The organism is Cytobacillus depressus, from assembly GCF_008923245.1.
Lineage (GTDB): Bacteria > Bacillota > Bacilli > Bacillales > Cytobacillaceae > Cytobacillus > Cytobacillus depressus.
Genome location: NZ_WBOS01000001.1, coordinates 1 through 21,347, shown reverse-complemented (window position 1 = coordinate 21,347; position 21,347 = coordinate 1). Strand labels below are relative to the sequence as shown.

General features: G+C 36.8%; 14 protein-coding genes and 1 pseudogene. 14 read left to right on the top strand and 1 reads right to left on the bottom strand.

Annotation, left to right across the window (positions count from 1 at the left end; genetic code table 11):
• Positions 1–1,597: 1,597 nt before the first annotated feature.
• The 9 genes from F7731_RS00070 to F7731_RS00030 all read left to right on the top strand — a co-directional run bounded on the left by F7731_RS00070 (position 1,598) and on the right by F7731_RS00030 (position 13,932).
• A complete protein-coding gene (locus F7731_RS00070; protein ID WP_151532738.1) occupies positions 1,598–3,292 on the top strand; it encodes a sigma-54 interaction domain-containing protein in 1,695 nt (564 codons plus the stop codon).
• 316 nt (positions 3,293–3,608) lie between these two features.
• The gene (locus F7731_RS00065; RefSeq protein ID WP_151532737.1) at positions 3,609–5,681 is read left to right on the top strand and encodes a hydantoinase/oxoprolinase family protein; all 2,073 of its coding nucleotides are present in this window, start codon (positions 3,609–3,611) and stop codon (positions 5,679–5,681) included.
• A 3-nt stretch (positions 5,682–5,684) separates the two neighbouring features.
• Complete coding sequence (locus tag F7731_RS00060; RefSeq protein ID WP_151532736.1) at positions 5,685–7,460, top strand: hydantoinase B/oxoprolinase family protein; 1,776 nt, start codon at positions 5,685–5,687, stop codon at positions 7,458–7,460.
• 60 nt (positions 7,461–7,520) lie between these two features.
• A complete protein-coding gene (locus tag F7731_RS00055) occupies positions 7,521–8,768 on the top strand; it encodes a Zn-dependent hydrolase (RefSeq protein ID WP_151532735.1) in 1,248 nt (415 codons plus the stop codon).
• A gap of 209 nt (positions 8,769–8,977) precedes the next feature.
• Entirely contained in the window at positions 8,978–10,396 is a 1,419-nt protein-coding gene (ncs1, locus tag F7731_RS00050; protein WP_151532734.1) for an NCS1 family nucleobase:cation symporter, read from the top strand.
• 78 nt (positions 10,397–10,474) lie between these two features.
• Entirely contained in the window at positions 10,475–11,224 is a 750-nt protein-coding gene (locus tag F7731_RS00045; protein ID WP_151532733.1) for an aspartate/glutamate racemase family protein, read from the top strand.
• 253 nt (positions 11,225–11,477) lie between these two features.
• Positions 11,478–12,821, top strand: a complete 1,344-nt coding sequence (locus F7731_RS00040) for an NCS1 family transporter (RefSeq protein ID WP_170289615.1) — start codon at positions 11,478–11,480, stop codon at positions 12,819–12,821.
• 107 nt (positions 12,822–12,928) lie between these two features.
• Positions 12,929–13,258: a DHCW motif cupin fold protein gene (locus tag F7731_RS00035; protein WP_151532731.1), complete on the top strand. Its 330-nt coding sequence runs from the start codon at positions 12,929–12,931 to the stop codon at positions 13,256–13,258.
• Between the two features lie 371 nt (positions 13,259–13,629).
• A complete protein-coding gene (locus F7731_RS00030; RefSeq protein ID WP_151532730.1) occupies positions 13,630–13,932 on the top strand; it encodes a hypothetical protein in 303 nt (100 codons plus the stop codon).
• Between the two features lie 554 nt (positions 13,933–14,486).
• On the opposite strand, the gene F7731_RS00025 is transcribed toward F7731_RS00030, so the two are convergent.
• Positions 14,487–16,181 carry an L-lactate permease gene (locus tag F7731_RS00025; protein WP_151532729.1) on the bottom strand — a complete coding sequence of 565 codons (1,695 nt, stop codon included), beginning with the start codon at positions 16,179–16,181 and terminating at the stop codon, positions 14,487–14,489.
• Between the two features lie 309 nt (positions 16,182–16,490).
• Between F7731_RS00025 and F7731_RS00020 the strand changes: the two genes are divergently transcribed.
• The 5 genes and pseudogenes from F7731_RS00020 to F7731_RS27160 all read left to right on the top strand — a co-directional run.
• The gene (locus tag F7731_RS00020) at positions 16,491–17,222 is read left to right on the top strand and encodes a FadR/GntR family transcriptional regulator (protein ID WP_151532728.1); all 732 of its coding nucleotides are present in this window, start codon (positions 16,491–16,493) and stop codon (positions 17,220–17,222) included.
• A 178-nt stretch (positions 17,223–17,400) separates the two neighbouring features.
• On the top strand, positions 17,401–18,117 hold the full coding sequence (locus F7731_RS00015) for a (Fe-S)-binding protein (RefSeq protein WP_151532727.1): 717 nt from the start codon (positions 17,401–17,403) through the stop codon (positions 18,115–18,117).
• Positions 18,118–18,174: 57 nt separating this feature from the next.
• Positions 18,175–19,602, top strand: coding sequence for a LutB/LldF family L-lactate oxidation iron-sulfur protein (locus tag F7731_RS00010; RefSeq protein ID WP_151532726.1), 1,428 nt, complete (start codon positions 18,175–18,177; stop codon positions 19,600–19,602).
• Entirely contained in the window at positions 19,602–20,321 is a 720-nt protein-coding gene (locus F7731_RS00005; protein WP_151532725.1) for a LutC/YkgG family protein, read from the top strand. The genes F7731_RS00010 and F7731_RS00005 overlap by 1 nt, the downstream gene beginning before the upstream one ends.
• Positions 20,322–20,923: 602 nt before the next feature.
• Positions 20,924–21,232: pseudogene (locus F7731_RS27160) on the top strand (DUF3427 domain-containing protein); the annotation flags it as partial.
• Positions 21,233–21,347: the final 115 nt, after the last annotated feature.

Sequence of the window (21,347 nt, the reverse complement as noted above, 5' to 3'; positions counted from 1 at the left end):
TATTATCACTGCGACGACTTTAATTTGTTTTTTACGGGAGAGCTCATATTGTAAGGGTCTCGAAAACGGACCATCTTCTTTGGAAGTGGAGAGTTTATAATATGATATTAGGAGCAAGTATCATTGAAGCTAAAGAATTTACATCACATGCCGGTTGCAGGTTAGGAATGTGTATTTTAAAACTGTATTATATGAGGAGATTTTTGGTTTTACAAGGTTTTGTTTACTTAATGTTAGGTGAAATTTGTTGATCTTGGGCGGGGATTTGTAATGTTTGGTGGCAGATCGGCGGCAACATTTATGATTCAATTTAAGGCTAATTTAAACTAATGCAAAGAGAATAGGAATACAGGATTAAACAAAGGTTTCTAAAATATAAGGTCATTATCCTGTTTAATTTCTTCCTATTCTCCTCCTTTTGAAGGAAAAGGCTAAATTGTAAAAAACGTCCAAAATATGTAGAATGCCTGTAGCTAATTGGTAAGAAAAGATTAATACCGTTTGAAAGGAGTAAAAAGAGTTCTTACATAAGAATGGGCTCTTGTTTTTATTAAAAGGATTATAGTTTTTGACCTCTACGCTGCCAGAGGGGTTTTAGTTAATAAACTGTGTAAAATAAGATAAATAGAAATCAATAAAGTCTTGAGTATCAAGGTTTTTCTACCTTATCAAAGTAATCTAGATTAATTTAGATAAAATAAAAAAATTAAGTCTGTGCACACTTTTGTGCACACTTTTCCTAAAAGGTAACATTAAATAAGAGATCTATTTAATTTTGTCTGAAGAGAAACCTAAAACATAACCCAAAAGCTTCTCATTCTAATTTATTGGTTCCTTAACATTCCCAAAGTTAATTAAATATCCATATATTTACAATTTATTCGAGGTGCAAGTAACAAATAGAGTTTTTAAATTGGATGCCTCCAGCGTGAGGCTTTTTTTATTTATCTATTGAATTTGATCAGGATGTGTTTGATGAATAGATTGATCTGTGGGAAGTATTAGATTGGTGTAGAAGTATGGTCGTTTTGAAAAAAGATTGATTGTTTGAAAATTTTAGTTCTAGTTCTTCTAATTCCCCCGACTGGTTAGGAAATTCTTGTTTTAACTTATAGACAATCGTGTTCCATAAATAAAGATATCCCTCATAGTTAAGCTTATATTTTGGTCTGTATAGGTTTGATCAAACTTCTTTGACAACAAACCTTTTCAGCTAATTATTTCAAGCCTCTAACCCCTACAAATTCAAAAACAAAATTCAACATAGGAATAGATGATAATCTTTTGACAAAGGCAGAACCAATTAATAACAATTTGCTAAAGATGATACACCAATTAAGGGATACAACTTTCTTCTTGGTTTCTTATGATTCGTTTTCACTCTCTTTTTTGCAGCATCTATTGTTTTAGCAAAAATTCTCCGAAATGAAGAGAAACATTGGTGTTTTTTGTTTATTACAGAAAAGTTAGATGGGATTGAGTCAGAAAATTCATAATTTTATCAAAAAATCATTTATAATATAACAATAGCATAAAGTTTATAGTAATTGAACAAGTGGGAAGAATTACCATTTTATGGTTAAAGGGGGATTTCGAGTTGTTTGATTTATATGCAATTGGAAATAATATTCCTTTTGGTGTTTTAGTTGCAGATATTAAAGGGGAGATTCATTATCAAAATCAATCTTGTCAACATATTCTAAACACGGAACATACAGACAAGAAATTCATTCAAGAGATTTTACCAGGAAGCATTATTATCAAAGTGATTAAAGAAGGGCAATTTGAGATAAGCACTTATAATGAAACGGCTTTATTGAACCTCCCTATCATTACTGGGAACCTTGGTATGATTCTTTTTTTTCCTAATGATATTTATCATGAACTATTAAGTAAGTCTCCGAAGGTAATAGATCTAAAGCAAGAGCTAGAAGCGATTATGAATTTGAATGGTGAATTAGTAACAATTACAGATGCTAATGGAATTGTTTTACGAGTTAGTAACGCTTGCGAGCAGATTCTAGGCGTAAAGGAATATGATTTTATAGGAAGGTCTGCACCAGATATGGAGAAAAGTGGTGTAATTAAACCATCGTCTACTAAATATGTCATTGAGAACAAACGCAAAATTACGATGAATCAAGTCACAAAGTCTGGACGTCGTTTAATTGTTCATGCACATCCTATTTTTAAGGATGACGGAACTTTACATAAAGTAATTAACATATCAAAGGATGTAACGGAAATTGAGAATTTGCAAAAAAAATTAGAAGAAACGAAAAGTGTGTTGGATTATTATCATCAAGAACTTAGCATTTTGAAGAAAAAAGATCAAGAAATGATTTATAAATCGAAAGCAATGGAAAGGGTATACGAACTAGCATGTAGGGTTGCCGATGTGGATGCGACTATTTTTATTCATGGAGAAACAGGGGTGGGAAAAGAAGTACTAGCAAGAACAATCCATAATTTAAGTAATAGAAAAAATGCTCCTTTTGTAAAAATCAATTGCGGAGCCATACCAGATAGTATTATCGAATCTGAGCTCTTTGGATATGCGAAAGGTACATTCACTGGAGCCAATAAGGATGGAAAAAAAGGCTTAGCTCTTGCTGCGCATGAGGGAACTTTATTTTTAGATGAGATTGGAGAGTTGCCATTTTCAGTACAAGCTAAATTACTTCAACTCTTACAAGAAAAACGGTTTACTCCACTTGGTGAAACAAAGGTGGTTGAAGTAGATGTTCGGTTTATTGCAGCAACAAATCGTAATTTAGAAGAAATGGTGCGAGAAGGAAAATTTCGTGAAGATTTGTATTATCGTTTATATGTCGTACCGATCACCATCCCTCCTCTATCAAAAAGAAAAGAAGACATTCCTTTTTTAGTAAGCCATTTTTTAGAGATTTATAGTCAAAAATATAAACAATATAAAACTATTGATAAAGAAATAATAGAATTTTTTACGGATTATGAATGGAAAGGGAATGTGAGAGAATTACAAAATACGATGGAAAGGCTTGTACTCACCATTCCTGCCCAGCATATTGAGCTAAGGCATCTTCCAAAAAGGCTATTTTTGTCCCCTTCTAGACAAATTAGGGGAATGGGTAAAAATATTAATCTAAAACAAGAAGTAGAGCAATTTGAGAAACAACTTATCATTCATGCACTTGAAACTTCCTCTACAATGAGGGAAGCAAGCAAAAAGCTAGGTGTAGATGCGTCCACAATTAGCAGAAAAGTCAGGAGATATAAAATTAACGTTGCAAAGTTGCAATTTCTTGTGTAACTTTGCAATTTGCTTTTATGTGCAATGTGAGTCATTTTTTTGAATATATGACTCTTAATAAATTGCAGTAATGCAATTTGGTATCAAAATGCATGTGAGAAAATCGCATACGAAAAGTGAAAGAGATATTATTAAAGATTTTGCCTAACCTAATTTTGCCAGTCATCTCTTGGGCTGACTAGTTGATATTATCAGCATTTGTTATTGAAGTCTGTGCTTTATAATTGCAAAGTTTCGCTAAAATGAGTATTAATTTTTCGAGTTGGCATGGTACTTGCATCAATAAAAAGTATTACATTAAGGGAGGCACTGCAATATGAAATTATTTGGAGTAGACGTCGGTGGAACTTTTACAGACGTAATATATAACGATACGGAACAAAGGATTACAGCCATTCATAAAATTCCCACTACAATGGATGATCCTTCTACGGGAGTTGTACAAGGAATAGTAGAACTTTGTGAGCGTCAAAATATTGACAAATCACAAATTGATCACGTTTTTCATGGAACAACGATTGCAACAAATGCGATTCTAGAGTATAAAGGTGCAAAAACCGGGATGTTAACGACAGAAGGATATAGAGATATTATCCATATTGGAAGACATCAACGGCCACAGAACTACTCTATTATGCAGGATATCCCATGGCAAGATAGACCTTTAGTTCAGCGTAGAGACCGTATTGCAGTGGCAGAAAGAATGGGTCCAGTTAAAGACCAGGTTATCCTTCCTTTACAGGAAGATCAAGTACGTAAAGCTGTTTTGACGCTTAAAGAAAAGGGCGTTGAATCTATTATTGTTAATTTCTTATTTTCCTATATTAATCCGGGGCATGAACAAAGGGTCAAAGAGATCATTCAGGAAGAATATCCGGAGGCTTTTATCACTGTCTCTTCTGAGGTTTCCCCGCAATTTAGAGAATTTGAGCGTTTCACAACAGCATCTATTAATGGATTTGTTGGACCGAAAGTAAAAAATTATATTCAAAATTTAGAGGAGCGATTAAAGGATTCAGGTGTCTCTGCTGAGCTTCATATTATGTGTTCAAACGGTGGAGTGGCGACTCCTAAAACAGTTTCTGAAAAACCGGTAAATACATTATTATCAGGGCCAGCTGCGGGTATCCTCGGAGGTGCTTGGGCAGGAGAGTTAACAAATCGCAAAAAACTAATCACTTTTGATGTCGGTGGCACTAGTGCTGACATTGGTATTATCACTGATAACGGCTATAGTGAATCCACTGCACGTGACACATGGATTGCAGGTTATCCTGTTATGGTTCCAATGATTGATATTCATACAATTGGAGCAGGAGGTGGCAGCATTGCTAATATAGATGAGGGTGGTGCATTTAAGGTAGGACCAAGAAGTGCAGGATCACATCCAGGACCAGCTTGCTATGGACACGGAGGGTTAAAGCCGACAGTAAGCGATGCAAACGTTGTACTCGGAAGAATAGATGAGCATAACTTCCTTGGTGGAGAAATGAAAATTTATTCGAATGAGGCCTATAAAGTAATAGATGAACTAGCCGGAAAACTGGAGTTAAGCAGAGAAAAAACAGCAGAAGGAATCTTGCAAATTATGAATAACAATATGGCGAATGCAATACGAGAAAAAACCATTCAAAAAGGAGAAGATCCGAGAGAATTTTCATTAGTGGCATTTGGGGGAGCAGGTCCACTCCATGCTGTAGAAGTTGCAAAACTCTTAAATATTCCAGAGGTTATAATCCCACTATATCCAGGTATTAACTCAGCTACAGGATTATTGACTACTGATCTAAAATACGACGTTATTAAAACAGAATTTATGTTGAGTACAAATATGAATTTCTTTAGTTTAAATGATGATTTTGACGGTTTAGAAACACAATTGGTTACACAATTGAAAGCGGACGGTATTGCGGAGAAAGATATTCAAGTGATACGTAGCGCTGATTGTCGATACGCTGGTCAAGGATATGAATTACGGGTTGATTTGCCAAGTGGTGTGCTAGATGAAGTAACAATTATAGAAGTATTTAATAATTTCCATGAAAGTCATAAATCTGAATATGGTCATAACTTCCTTGATAGCCCGATTGAAATTGTAAATATTCGTGTAACAGGTACCGGATATATGCCGAAAATTGAAAAACAGGCTATCTATCATGACCATCAACTTAAAGATGCAATGCTAAAAATAGGTGAAACGATTTTTAACGTTGACGGTAATCTTGAAAAAGTGGAGACGAAGTTTTACCAAAGGGAAAGAATTCCAGTAGGTGTAGACTTCCAAGGTCCTTGTATTGTGCTTCAAAAAGATACAACCACTGTCATTCCGCCGAACTGTTCAGCTTATATCGAGGAATACGGAAATATGATTATAAAGGTAGGTGTATAGTTTATGACACAAATCAAAAGTAAAAAAATCGATCCTATTACTGTTCAAGTAGTTCTTGGTGCATTAGAAAATGTTGCAGTTGAAATGGGGCATAAGCTTGCGAGAATGGCATATTCGAGCATAATCAGAGAATCAGAAGATTTTGGCTGTGCACTTGTTGATCTGAAAGGCCAACAGTTATGTGAGTCTTCGCACAGTACTCCGCTACAATCCGGCCCAATTCCAGGATACGTCCAAGGGATACGTCAAATCATGGAAGAACGTGGTGATACATTTAATTCTGGAGATGTGATAATGCATAATTCTCCTTATCATGGTGCGTCCCATGGACCGGATGTAGGCTTTTGTATCCCTGTATTTTATCATGATGAGCTGATAGGATTTTCAGTTACAACTGCCCACCATTTAGATATTGGCTCTTCTACACCAGGAAGCTGTGGAATCGTTGACGCTGTTGATGCCTATGCAGAAGGTCTGCAATTTAAAGCGATAAAAGTATATGAAAAAGGAGTTAAAAATCGTTATATATGGGATTTGTTGAAAGATAATATCCGTGCACCCAAATTGGTTGTAGGTGACATGGAAGCACAAATTGCAGCTGCTAAAATCGGTGTTCAAAGATATATCGAGATTATTGAAAAGTTTGGATTAGAAACTGTTGAAGCAGCAAGTGAAGAACTAATGAATTACTCAGAAAAAATGATGAGAGACGCGATAAAAAAGCTTCCAGATGGAGAGTACGCAGCAGAAGGTAATTTAGATGGTTACTTAGATAGTAACGATCCAGCAAAAAAAGATTTGAAAATTAGAGTAACAGTTAAAGTCAGTGGAAGTGATATTACCGTCGACTTAACGGGCACTTCCCCGCAAGTGAGTGATAGACCAATAAATATGCCCTTACTCGGAACAGTTGATATTGCGATTTATTTAACGTTACGTTCAATTTTATTAGATTCAACTATATATGGAAATTTCCCGCAAAACTCCGGACTGATTCGTCCGATTAAAATCATAGCGCCAAAAGGGACATTATGTAATCCTATCTTTCCAGCACCTTCGATTGCTCGTTTCTGCTCTGGAAATATTGTAGCAGATACCCTAATGAAATCATTGGCACAAGTAGTTCCTCATCAGATTAGTGCAGGTGTTGGAAATCTACAAGTGGTTGCATTTAGTGGTAAAAAGGATGATAACTATTGGGTATATATGGACATTATGGAGGGAAGTTACGGCGGGCGTTATGGAAAAGATGGTATGGATGCTGTGGATACGTTGTACGCCAATACCAGAAATAATCCAATCGAGGACATTGAGTCACATTATCCACTAAGAGTAAACCGCTATGAGCTAAAAGATCATGAATGTGCACCAGGTAAGTGGCGCGGGGGAATTGGTTCTGTTAAAGAAATTACATTCTTAAATGAAGGAAGTTTTTCAGTGGAAGCAGATGGGCACAAATATGCTCCTTGGGGCTTTGACGGTGGATATTCTGGTTCAACAGGAAGTCTTCGCATTCGCGAAAAAGGAAATGGTGAACTTGTTCAACTTCCATCCAAACTTCCAAACAGAACCGTGAAAACGGGAGATACCATTCAATTAGCTGGACCAGGTGGCGGTGGATATGGAAATCCTTTTGAAAGAGACCCGGAAAAAGTGCATGGCGACTATTTAGATGGATTTATTTTAAAAGAAAATGCTTTAAAGGATTATGGGGTTGTTATTACAGATAAAGGAGAAGTCGATTACGAGCAAACATATGAAAGAAGAAAAAGTGAATAACGAGATTTCATACTTCTATGTGTTGTTTAAGAAGTATTGTTATTACTAAAGGAGGATGACATGCAAACAATTTGCAAGATTAATGGCGATAGAATTTTTTCTCGTATTCTGCGCCTAGGAGAAATCGGGAAAAATAATCAAAATGGTGTACATCGCTTAGCTTTAAGTAAAGAAGATAAAGAAGCTCACTTTTTAGTCTCGCAGTGGATGGAAGAAGCAGGGCTAAGTGTTTCACATGATCATTTCGGTAATTTAATTGGTAGGAAAGAAGGAGAGAATCCTGGCCTTCCTGCCGTGATGATTGGTTCTCATATAGATTCTGTGCGAAATGGGGGACGCTTTGATGGCATTATAGGTGTCATTGCAGGGATTGAAGTTGTGCAGGCTATTACATCTGCTCAAATTGTTCATCAACATCCTTTAGAAGTAGTTGCCTTTTGTGAAGAGGAAGGCTCCCGCTTTAACGATGGACTTTTTGGGAGTAGAGGGATGGTTGGCAAAATAAATGAAAGAGATTTGTTAAAAAAAGATGAAAATGGGATTAGTCGATATGAGGCATTAAAATCATTTGGTTTTGGAGTAGATCCAGATCGAATCAAAGAGTCCATTCGAACAGATAAAGATATAAAACTATTTTTGGAGATGCATATTGAACAAGGACCAATCTTAGAAACAAATGGCCATGCGATAGGTATTGTAGAAGGAATTGCAGGTCCTTCCTGGTATAGCATTTTTCTTTCTGGTGAGGCAGGTCATGCTGGAACTGTCCCGATGAATTTACGTCATGATCCATTAATGGGAGCAGCTGAAGTTATTTCTGAAATAGAAAGGCTCTGTAAACAAGAACCCGAAAAAAAGACTGTGGGGACTGTTGGAATCATTCAGGCATTCCCAGGTGGAAGTAATGTTATACCAAGCTCTGTTGAATTTTCACTTGATTTAAGAGATATCGATTTACAACGACGAAGCAATGTATATGGAAAAATAGTAAACAAAGTACAAAATGTGTGTGAAAAAAGAGGATTGACATATAGAATCGAAAAACACTTAGATGTAGATCCGATAGCGTGTTCGGAGAATATAGTCTCCTCATTACGTGAGATTAGTAAGGATAAAGGGATTACTGCCCCAATTATGATTAGCGGAGCCGGGCATGATGCGATGCTGATGTCAGAAATTACGGACATCGGAATGATTTTTGTAAGATGTGAAAAAGGCATCAGCCACCAACCGAATGAAAAAGCTGAACAAAAAGATATTACACTTGGGACGGAGTTGCTGTTGGAAGCTGTGTTAAAGTTTGTTTAGAAATGTATGGCGGTCAGAAATGGCTGCCATGTAACTGGCATTTTCCGACTTATATATTCTAAAAATTAAAAATTTTCAGAGATTACCATTAGGCATAATAATTCTGTCGGAGAATCTACTGCAAAAAAACTCATCCAAATAATACTTACCAGATGATGCTGAAAACTTTCTTCTAAGTAAAAAAATGAAATGAAAAGGAGATAGGATCTATGAATCATGATTCAGAAAAAGGAATTAGTTTAACTGGTAAGGATATCATGCCTACGACAGACAATCAAAGAAATATTTCTACATTGGGCTTTCTAGTTTTATGGATTGGGATTGCTGTACAACTTGTCACTTTCATTGCAGCAGCACAGCTATACCCTGCCTTATCACCGACACAAATTATTGTTGCCTGTATACTTGGTAATCTCGTTGTTGCTCTTCTTTTAACATTGCTTGGTGATATAGGCATCAAATATGGTATTCCGTATGCGGTTTATATCAGGGCCTGTTTCGGTTACCTTGGAGCACACATACCTGCAGTGATTCGAGCAATTCCCGCTATTTTTTGGTTTGGATTCCAAACATGGATGGGAGCTTATGCACTGAATGTGATTATGGAAATGCTAACTGGGTATTCAAACCTTATGATGTTAATTATTGTGTTCGGAGGCGTACAAATTATTAATACTGCCATGGGGATAGAAGCTATAACAAAATTTGAATGGTTAGCATCCCCTAGCATTTTAATTATTGGTGTTCTATTACAGGTTCTCATCATGAATCAACATGATTTAACGTTTAGTGAAATTTTTGCTAAAAGTGGTGAAGGTGGAATATCCATGGGATTTGCAGTCGTAGTCATGATGGGTACTTATATTACGATGGCACTAAATGCTCCGGATTTCACTCGTTTTTTAAAAACCAACAAGGATAAAAATAAACCTACTTGGTGGAAAGAGAATAAGGGGAGCTTTATTGGGCATACATTCGGTCTTGTTGGATCTATGTTATTGTTTACGGTTATCGGTCTAACCAGTGGTGTTGCAACCGGAAACTGGAATCCAATTGATGTGATGGTTCAGACAATGGGACAGGATAATCCTTGGTTGTTAATCGTATGTTTAGCCTTCGTAATCCTAGCACAGTGGTCTACTAATATAAGTGCCAATTTACTACCACCTGGATATATTATCGTTAACTTTTTCCCGCGAAAAATAACATTTGTAACGGGTTCGATTATTGCAGGTGTTTTAGGATTACTTCTCCAACCATGGAATTATGCAGACTATGTTCCTCAAATACTAATGGTCATTACTGCAACTTTAGCACCTATCGTTGGAATTATGTTCACAGACTATTACTTTCTTAGAAAACGTAAGGTCAATGTCGATGAACTTTATAAAGCCGGTGGACAATATAAATATTGGTATAATGTGAATCCTGCTGCAATTATTGCTTATATTCCGGCTGGTCTATCCGTTCTACTGTTTCCTGATTACGGATTTATTTCTGCTTTGTTAATTGCAACAGTATTGTACTATACATTGATGAAATATTGGATTTGCAAAGTCTACGACCAGCCAGAAATTACGAATTCAAACTTTAAAGTGGATCATCAAGAGGCTAAGAACGAGGCATAAAAAGCTATTTATCGGGGGAAGGAAAAACTCTGTAGCGACTAAGATATTTAAATAAGTTTTTTACGGGGGAATAACAGTATGAAAATTAAAGTGATTAATCCGAATACAATGTGGGAAATGACGAAAGGTATTGAAAATGCTGCAAAGTCTGTTGCTCGACCAGATACACAAATAGTAGCAGTGAGTCCTCAAATGGGTCCAGCCTCCATTGAATCTTATTATGATGAGTATTTATGTATTCCTGGGGTACTTGAAGAAATTAAAAAGGGAGAAGAAGAAGGAGTAGATGCATTTGTGATAGCTTGCTGGGGTGACCCTGGTTTACAAGCTGCAAGGGAAGTCACAGATAAACCAGTGGTAGGTATCGCTGAAGCTTCAGTTTATTTAGCTTCTATGCTAGCTGCTAGATTTTCTGTTGTAACAGTGTTACCAAGAATTAAAACGATGTTAGAAGAACTTGTTGATTCCTATGGAGTAAGTAAGCGAGTACTAAACATTAGGACGACTCCGATGTGCGTTTTAGATTTTGAGAGAGATCCCGAAGCTGGGATGGAAATGTTAAGACAAGAGGGAAAAAAAGCGGTTGAAGAAGATCAAGCGGAAGCTATCTTGCTAGGTTGCGCGGGTATGGCCGAATTTGCTAATAATCTTGAAAAAGAATTGGGTGTTCCGGTTATTGATGGAGTAGTAGCAGCAGTTAAATTTGCGGAATCTATTGTCGATTTAGGAAAGAAAACTAGTAAGCTAAAAACCTATAAATATCCAGAGAAAAAGTCATTTGTTGGTGCGTTGGAGAAGTTCGGAAAGAGTCAGTCTACATTTAAGTAGTGGTTATAAGTAATTAGCAAAATCTAAATAAGTTTTGACAAATCTCATGTTAGATTTTCCATTAAGTTGGGCAAATTTTTAACTATCATAAATTTGCCTAACTTTTTTAATAGAACAACTGATCATTTGTTATGCGATATAGATTGCGATATAGATTGATAGATTCAGATAACCTTGGCTTAATTCTCATGTTGGTGTACTTATTAAATTTTTTGAGAAGAATAAAAAAATGGAAAACGAGAGGTTGAGAGCTATGGGACAGAATGCTACGGATATTACAAAAGGTTCAAAGAGAGAATCTCTAAATCCAGTATCAAATGATAATAGATTATTTGGATTAACAACCTATATTACCCTTTGGATTTCATCTATGGTAGTTATCCAAATTTTTATGGTTGGCCAGTCGTTTTTGCCACCTGCAGGGAAGTTGAATATTTTTCAAGCAGGGGTTGTTACAGTTGTTTCTGCTTTGTTTTTAGGTTTTTTGTTTGTGATTAATTCAAGGCCTGGAATAAAATATGGGATTCCTTTCATTGTTCAAGCTCGATCTTCATTCGGATATAACGGGGCGAGGATTGCTTCATTAATAAGGGTTTTACCTGCTGTGTTTTGGTATGGGATTGGATCTTGGATTGGTGCTTCAGCTATGAATTTCGTTACACAAACGATTTGGGGATGGGGCAATATTTGGGTGTATTTTATTTTCTTCCAAGTTGTCCAAACGTATATTGCTTATTTTGGGATGAATACAATTAAGTGGTTTGACTCTATACTGTCCGTTGTTGTACTTGGCTTCTTAATTTATATAACAATTCAGCTTATTAATGTGGGTGGACTAAAAATAGCAAATACGTGGAACACAAGTGGTAGCTGGGGGATGCCATTTTTTGCAGCGATTACAGCATCTGTGGGAATCTTAATTACGGCTGCAATCAATAATGGAGACTTAAGTAGATTCCTTGAAAATAAACCAGGTTATAATGCAATTGGACACTTTGTTGGAATAGTACCAATGTATATCATCATACTTGGAATAGGTGTATTATCTGCAGCTGCTACAGGCATATGGGATCCAGTTCAAGCGCTTGTTTCAGTTATCCCTAACCCTGTTGTTGCAGTTGCAATGATGATTTTTATAATCGTTGCTCAAATTACAACTAATTTAACAATTAATATTAAGCCTCCTGCACTAGTATTGATGGAAACATTCAATATTACTTGGGGACTGTCCGTCATTATTGTGGGAATTTTAAGTATCGTCACTTTTCCTTGGCTGTTAATTTCAAGCTCTGCCTTTAATACTTTCATCGCTTTCTATTCTGCATTCCTTGGCCCATTGTTAGGAATACTCATTGCGGATTACTATTTTATCCATAAACAAAAGTTTAATGTTGTAGCTCTTTATGAAAATACAATTAAATATAATTGGTTAGGGCTTGGCTCGCTTTTCATTGGTGGAATTATTGGCGTTATCTTTTTGCCGATTTCTTGGATGGTCAGCATGCCAATCAGTGCGGTACTTTACTGGATTGGTCACCAATATCTTCCTAATTATAAATCGAAAAAAGCAGGTAATGGTGTTGATGTAACGTATTAAAAATAATCAGAAGGTCTAATTGATTGGAAAGTTAGAAGTATTCCACCTGGCAAAGAAAATAATATTATCGGTACATTTTATTTAAATTCAGAAGCAGGAGGGTAAATATGGAAATAACGGACGTACCATTCAGCACAGTTACTTGGAATTCCATTGAACCTACTTGGGACGAAGGTAAGACAGGAAAGGTATTATCGAAAACATTCGAAATCGGTAATATACGTGTAAGAATGGTAGAGTACACACCTGGATACCTTGCCGACCATTGGTGTAGCCGGGGACATGTAGTTCTAGTACTAGGAGGAGAATTAGAAATTGAACTAAATGATGGCCGCACTTTTCAGTTAAATACAGGAATGAGCTTTCAGGTTGCGGAAGGTACGGAAGCTCATAGGTTATCTACTTTATCAGGAGCTAAAGTATTTATTGTTGATTAGCAATGTGAATTGAAATATCATATTGTTTTTAAAATAATCTATTATAACATTCATTTATAGCAACGTTGAGAAAACTAAATAGAGTAGTAGAGTAACAGGAAGACAGTAGAAGTAGTCCGATTAATAGAATACAGAACTATGAGGGTCTATCCTTTATGAGTAGGCCCTTTTTGTTGTTCAACGGAATGAAAATATTTAGATTCATTTCTCAAACTTGGGAATCGGCTTTTTATGTCTTAAAAAACTACAACTATAACAGTCTTATATGTGTGTTAAAACTTAGAAGTTTTGATTCTGTTTTGCAGCTTTAGTATTTTCTAGATAACATACTTGTTCCTATGGGAAAATGGATACAGTTCGGAGGGTTCCGAATGTTTGCAACTGCAGATATGGTTGCTGAATATATTGGTTCATCAAAAACTACTATTTTATCAAGAGTAAAGGAGTTTTATGGTTCCTTTAGAGAAGCAATAGTCCAAATTAGAGGATCATATATAAATGATACAATAAATGGAAGTAGCGTTATAGCAAATATGCTACACTCAAAATTAGATGAAATTTATAATGTTGTAGGTATTCGTGAGAAAACTTTTCCAAATTTGATAAATCCGCTCACAAAGGCGCAATTAAGAATTGACTATTTTATAGATGAAATTTCATTAGCAATTGAATAACATGGTATTCAACATTTTAAATGGATTCCATATTTTCACAAAGAGAAAAAAGACTTTTTGTCACAAAGGATAAGAGATCGAATAAAGGTAAGCTATCTAAAAGAGATGGGGGTTCACATTGTTATTTTTACTTTTAAGGATAAGATTACAGAAGAGCTAATAAGGCAGAAGCTAAATAAATATTTTTATAAATAGGGATAAAATAATTAATAGATATATACTGTCGACCTACATATATTATGAGGTACCATTATCGGGACTACCCCAGGGTGTTTTGTTATTAACTAGTGTTTAATAGAACATGGATTTAAAATAAAAAATCTATCATTTTATATTAAACGAGCGGAAATAGAAAAATAATTTAATCCCAATTGATATGGCGGGGGGTGAGTAGGGTTTTAAACAGCTAGAACTGGCATCGCAACCGTTATTATTTTAATGTCAGAATTGGAAACGGAAATATAATTACCAATCTTAAATGCTGCTTCGTATTTTAAAGTGGAAAAATAAAAAGGGGGGACGAGATTCAGTTCAACTCGTCCCTATGTCCCAGATTAAGGAATCATCCAAGAAAAAACAGTGTGCTGTAGGTATGTCATAATACAGATAAGTAAAACAAGGAAAAGGCTATGTTTTATTGTAAAGCGGAATAATTCTGATTCTTTTCCAGCAAGGCCTACAGCTGCACATGCCACAGCAATTGATTGTGGAGAAATCATCTTCCCTGTTACTCCACCAGATGAGTTTGCTGCAACTGCTAATACTGGATCCATGCCTACCGATGTTGCGGTAATTTTTTGCAGGGCTCCGAATAATAGGTTTGCGGAAGTATCTGAGCCTGTAATGAACACGCCAAGCCATCCAAGGATTGGAGAGAAGAATGGGAATAGCGCCCCAGTTTTAGCAAGGCTCATTCCAAGAGTTGTACTCATTCCAGAGGAATTCGTTACATAAGCAAACCCTACGACCGCACCGATCGTAATAATCGGATATTTCAGCTCATTTAATGTTTCTTTGAAGGTAAGCATAAAGTTTTTCCATGAGATTTTAACAACAAATTTTGAGATAAATGCTGCGATTAAAATCGCTGTTCCAGCTGCCCCAAGAATTTCAAGTTTAAATAAGGCTGCGACTGTGTCTCCGGCTCCATTAATTATTTTATTATGAAGTCCGGGTACTTCTGGTACGAAGGTGAGTGCCCCTCCGATATTGCTGATGCTTTTCAAAATGATATTTGTTCCCTCATATTGACCTATCAATGCCTTTTTCACAGTTGGAATTCCCCAAAAGGAAATAATGCCAGTTAGGATAAGGAAAGGCGACCATGCTTTAAAAATTTGACCCCCAGTATAAGAAACCTCTTTCTCATAAGAGATTTGTCTAGCACTAGTGGCTGCAATTTCTTGCTCGGCAGGAAATCGATAAATCGTTTTCGGTTGCCAAAACTTTAAGAAAATAGCTAAAGCAAACAGAGACACTAATGCGGATAGAATATCGGGAAGTTCAGGTCCGAGATAGTTAGATGACAGATATTGAGTAATTGCAAACGAAACACCGGACACAAGGATCGCCGGCATGATCTCCCATGCTTTTTTGAAACCTGTCATAATGACTACTAAATAAAAAGGAATAAATATAGACAGGAAAGGAAGCTGTCGTCCAACCATTTTTGAAATTTCCATAGCAGGAATACCTGTCGGACCTTCCACCGCAATAATTGGGATTCCGATTGCTCCGAAAGCAACTGGTGCTGTGTTAGCAATTAAGCAAAGCCCAGCAGCATAAAGGGGATTAAACCCTAGCCCGACTAACAATGCGGCTGAAATGGCAACCGGTGCTCCAAATCCAGCTGCTCCTTCAAGGAATGCCCCAAAAGAAAAGGCCACAAGAAGAGCCTGGATGCGGCGGTCTTCTGTGATGGACAAAACAGAGCTTCGGATAATATCAAACTGTCCTGTTTTTACGGTTAATTTGTACAAAAAAACAGAAGTAATGATAATCCAACCAATCGGGAGAATCCCAAAAACGGCTCCCTGAGTAGCAGACATGAATACCATATTTGCCGGCATCTTGAAAGCAACGACAGCAAGGACCATGGCAATTAGTAGAGTGGTAATCCCCGCTATATAGCCTTTCATTCTTTTTATTGCTAGAGCCCAGAAGAAATACAAAATTGGGATGAGTGCCACTATGGCGGATAAAGCAAGATTGTCTCCAACTGCAGTGAAATTTTGTGTAAATGTTGCCAAGTCTAAACCCCCTATGTTTCGATTTGAAAAATTCCTTAATCATCTAGCACAGTAGCCCAATTTCCCTTTCCCACTATGTAATCGGTTTCATTTACTTTAAAGCAAGATGATTAGGTCATCAGATGACCAACAAATATCAGTATATTTCTTTTATTCTAAAAAAACAATCTATTTTATTGTGATTTGGAATAATATTCTTTTAAAGGATCTGTTTACTATTCGATTTTAATCTGTAGTAAAATGTTATAATGTGAATACTAATAAACTTGCTTTAATTATAGTTGGGAAGGAAATAATGGGGGAAATCGATTGAAGTATAAAAAAATTAAACCAAAAAAAATATATGAAGAAGTGACTGAAACCATTTATGAAATGATCCGGACTGGACAATTGAATCCTGGTGACAAGCTAGATTCTGTTCAACAGCTCGCTGAGAATTTTCAAGTAGGACGTTCGGCGATTAGAGAAGCATTATCAGCTCTAAGAGCAATGGGACTAGTGGAAATGAAACAGGGTGAAGGCACATATATAAAAGGATTTGGTTCCGAGCAAATTGCTTTCCCTCTTTCAACTGCCATCCTGATGAACATAGAGGATGTTGCGAACTTAATGGAAGTAAGAAAAATCATTGAGTCTGGTGCAGCCGCCTCTGCTGCAAAGAAAAGAACCGCCGAGAATCTGGAAGCAATGAAAGCGGCCTTAGAGGAAATGAAAGAAGCAAATGGCAATGAAGAGTTGGGCGAACAAGCGGATCTTCAATTTCACCTTGCGATTGCAGCCGCCTCTAACAATCAACTCCTTTCCAGCCTTCTAGATCATGTATCAGGATTAATGCAGGAGATAATGAAAGAAACATGGAGACTCTGGCTTTTTTCTAAACAAACAACAACCGAAAAATTGTTTGACGAGCATATGAAAATTTATAAAGCAATATATAATCAGGATGAAAATGCGGCAAGCTCGGCTATGCTTGAGCATTTGGGCAATGTAGAGGATATTCTAAAAAGATATTTTGAAGAAACAAAAAAAAACGAAAAATAAGATAGAATTTGCGCCTGCGTCAATGAAGGCGCTATTTTTTTAAGAATGAGTATAACCTGAATTTACACAATAATAAGATTATGATATATTACTAGTCATCTGATGACCAGTTGACTAGTAATATATTTACATTTAAAGTGGAAAATATGAAACTGCTTTTTAAGAGAGGTTGAATTTCATGAAAGTAACTCTTTTTGCTACATGCTTAGTAGACATGTTTCAAAGTAATGCGGGAAAAGCCACAGTCGAATTATTAGAGCACCTTGGCTGTGAAATAGATTTTCCAGAATTACAAATTTGCTGCGGGCAGCCTGCCTATAACAGTGGTTATGTGAAGGAATCAAAAGAGGCGATGAAAAGAATGATCGACACATTCCAACATGCTGAATATGTCGTATCACCTTCTGGATCATGTGCATATATGTTTCATCAGTACCCGCAGATTTTTAAAGATGATCCTGTTTGGGAGCCAAAAGCAAAAGCGCTTGCAGATAAGACATATGAACTCACTCAATTTATTGTTGATGTTTTACAAGTTGAGGATGTAGGTGCAAGATTTAGTGGAAGAATTACATTTCATACTTCTTGCCATATGACGAGATTACTAGGAGTAAAAGAGGCACCGATGAAGCTATTAAGTAATGTATCAGGTCTAGAATTTACAGAACTTCCAGGGAAACATAATTGCTGCGGTTTCGGCGGAACGTTCTCGGTAAAAATGGCGCAAATTTCTGAACAAATGGTAGATGAGAAGGTCCAGCATGTGGAGGAGACGAAGGCGGAATATTTAATCGGCGCAGATGGGGGATGTCTGATGAATATTGGGGGAAGAATCGAGCGAAAAGGCATACCGATTAAAGTGTTGCATATTGCGGAAGTATTAAACAGCCGCTGATAAAGATACATTTTCGATTATTTGGCCGAAACTGCTTTTAAAAAGGGGGAATGTCAATTGTCTATGAAAATAGGAACCGATGATTTTAAAAAACGGGTAGATGACGGGATTAATAATGCTTTTATGAGGGGTGCTGTTTCGGGAGCACAGGAAAGGCTCATGACTAGAAGAATTGCAGCGGCAGAAGAACTTGGCAACTGGGAAGAATGGCGGTCACTTGGAGAGGAAATTCGTCAGCATGTTTTGGAGAACCTTGATTATTATTTATATCAATTAAGTGAGAACGTGGCGAAGAGAGGTGGCCACGTATTCTTTGCTGAGACTGCCGAAGAAGCGAGCCAGTACATCCGAGACGTCATTGAAAAGAAAAACGCCAAAAAGGTTGTTAAATCGAAATCAATGGTGACGGAAGAAATCCATTTGAATGCTTGTTTAGAGGATGCTGGCTGTGAAGTGATTGAGACGGACTTAGGTGAATATATTCTGCAAGTTGATGACCATGATCCGCCTTCACATATCGTTGCGCCTGCCTTGCACAAAAATAAAGAACAAATCAGGGATGTTTTTGCGGAAAAACTAAACTACAAAAAGTCAGAAAAGCCTGAGGAATTAGCTTGGCATGCACGGGAAATGCTTCGTCATGAATATTTATCGGCTGATGTAGGAATTACAGGCTGCAATTTTGCCGTCGCTGAAACCGGATCGATTTGTTTAGTGACAAATGAAGGAAATGCAGATCTTGTGACAGCATTGCCAAAAACACAAATCACTGTCATGGGAATGGAGCGGCTCGTTCCAACATATGAAGAGATGGAAGTCCTTGTAAGTCTTTTAACTAGAAGTGCCGTTGGTCAAAAGCTAACAAGCTACATAACTGTACTGACAGGTGCAAGAGATGAAGAAGATGTTGATGGGCCAGAAGAATTTCATCTAGTCATTGTTGATAATGGGCGCTCAAATATTCTTGGTGGGGACTTCCATTCAATTCTTCAATGTATACGCTGCGCTGCATGTGTAAATGTTTGTCCTGTTTACCGACATGTAGGCGGACATTCATACGGTTCTATTTACTCGGGTCCAATCGGGGCTGTCTTATCCCCACTATTAGGCGGCTATGATGATTATAAAGAGCTTCCGTATGCATCGACTTTATGTGGCGCCTGTACTGAGGCGTGTCCAGTGAAGATTCCGCTTCATGACCTGCTACATAAACATCGTCAAGTGATCGTTGAAAAAGAGGGCAAGGCACCGATTTCCGAAAAACTAGCAATGAAAGCTTTTGGCCTCGGTGCTGCGTCCCCATCTCTTTATAAAATAGGCACTAAAATTGCTCCTACAGCAATGAATCCGTTCACAGTCGGCGATCATATTTCTAATGGACCTGGGCCATTAAAGGCTTGGACAGAAATTCGTGAGTTCCCAGCACCGAAAAAAGAACGATTCCGCGATTGGTTCCAAGACCGCTCTAAGGGAGGCGACAAATAATGAAAGGTACGATCCAAAATCGAGATAAGTTCCTGAGCAAAATTACGGGACGATTAGGAAGAGAAAAAATGCCTGCTGAAACTGAAAGACCAAAGTGGAGCGTTAATCCTCAAGACGCAGTCTTAAAAGGAGCAGACTCGGATGAGCTACTTGAAGTGCTCAAAGCACAATGCAAGAATATACACACGGATATCGTTGTTACTGATAAATCGGAATTAGTCAATGCGGTAAAAAAGATTGTTTCCGATTATGGAGGAGGACCGATTGTAAGTTGGAAGGATTCTCGCTTCGATAAGTATGGCCTTTCACCGTTATTTAAACAATTATGGCCTGAAGACAATGTCGAATTTCATGAATGGGATTCGTCTAGAGGAGAGGAAAATATCAAGTTTGCCGAACAGGCAAATGTCGGGATTACGATTAGTGATATTACCCTTGCTGAATCGGGCACAGTCGTTCTTTTCAGCAGCAAAGATAAAGGAAGAACTGTAAGTTTCTTGCCTGCCAAGTCTGTAATCATTATTCCGAAAAGCTCGCTAGTCCCGAGAATGACACAAGCAGCCCGGATAATTAGAGAAAAAGTTAAAAAAGGCGACCATATTGCTTCTTGTATTAACTTTATTACAGGTCCTAGCAATTCCGCCGACATTGAAATGAATCTTGTTGTTGGCGTTCATGGTCCGTTTAAAGCGGCTTATATAGTGGTTGAAGATTTATAATATACAAACTAAGGGCTAATCATGTTTAATAATTAGCCCTTAGTCTCATTTATTTTAAAGAATTTCTAAAGTGTGATTTTATTGAAGTTTATTCAAACCTCGTTTTTTCCATAATTGCTTTGCAAATTTTGATGGCATCTTTTGAAGGTTGATCGTCCGAATCAATCCAATTTCCACTGTATTTTGCTTCATCACGATAATCTGTTCAGCAGAACCAAGGAACATCATTTTCCACTATACGTTTGAACTAACTGCCTACAATAATTTTTTAAATAGAAAAAAACTTTTAAATGACTATAACAGTTAGGCAGATCGGACTATTATAAAGGAAAATTTAGTGGCGATCTTATACTAAATTTTGCATTAGAGAACTGCGAATTAATATATGATTTATCAGGATTGCGTGTTGTATGTATTGAATATGACGATATCCCTTATTTAAATGATTTTTATCTGAAAAATGATTTTAGAATTCTACAAGTCAACCAAAATAAAAAAATATTAGCCTATATGCGATTTTAATCCTAATGTTACCTGTCATTTGTGGAATTGGAACGAATGACAGGTAACATTTCTTTTACATTATATTATTGGAACATTATTTTAATTCTCCATGTCCATTAGGTGTCGATAGCCGATACAATACCGTACAAGTGCTTGCTTAAATTGGCTATTAAAACGAAGCAAGCAGTCCGGCATTTCACGAAGGCGTCAAATATTAAGAGGATAAACAGCTAGATATCATTTTCATTACGTTAAATAAATCCGAAAAAGTCTTTTCACCATCAAACCTGTACGACGACTAAGCAATAAGTGACCGGAGATTTCATTGGCAAACGCAAAGCCAGGTTGGTGATGGAAGTAAATCAGCGGAGCGGTACATCCATCATAAAAAGCCTAATCACAAAATGAACTGCACCCCAATTATTAGACACAAAATCTAATAATTGGGGTGTATTTTTATGTCTAAATTTACTTTAGAAGAAATAAATGAAGCTGTTGAACATTATTTTAATGGTAAAGAAA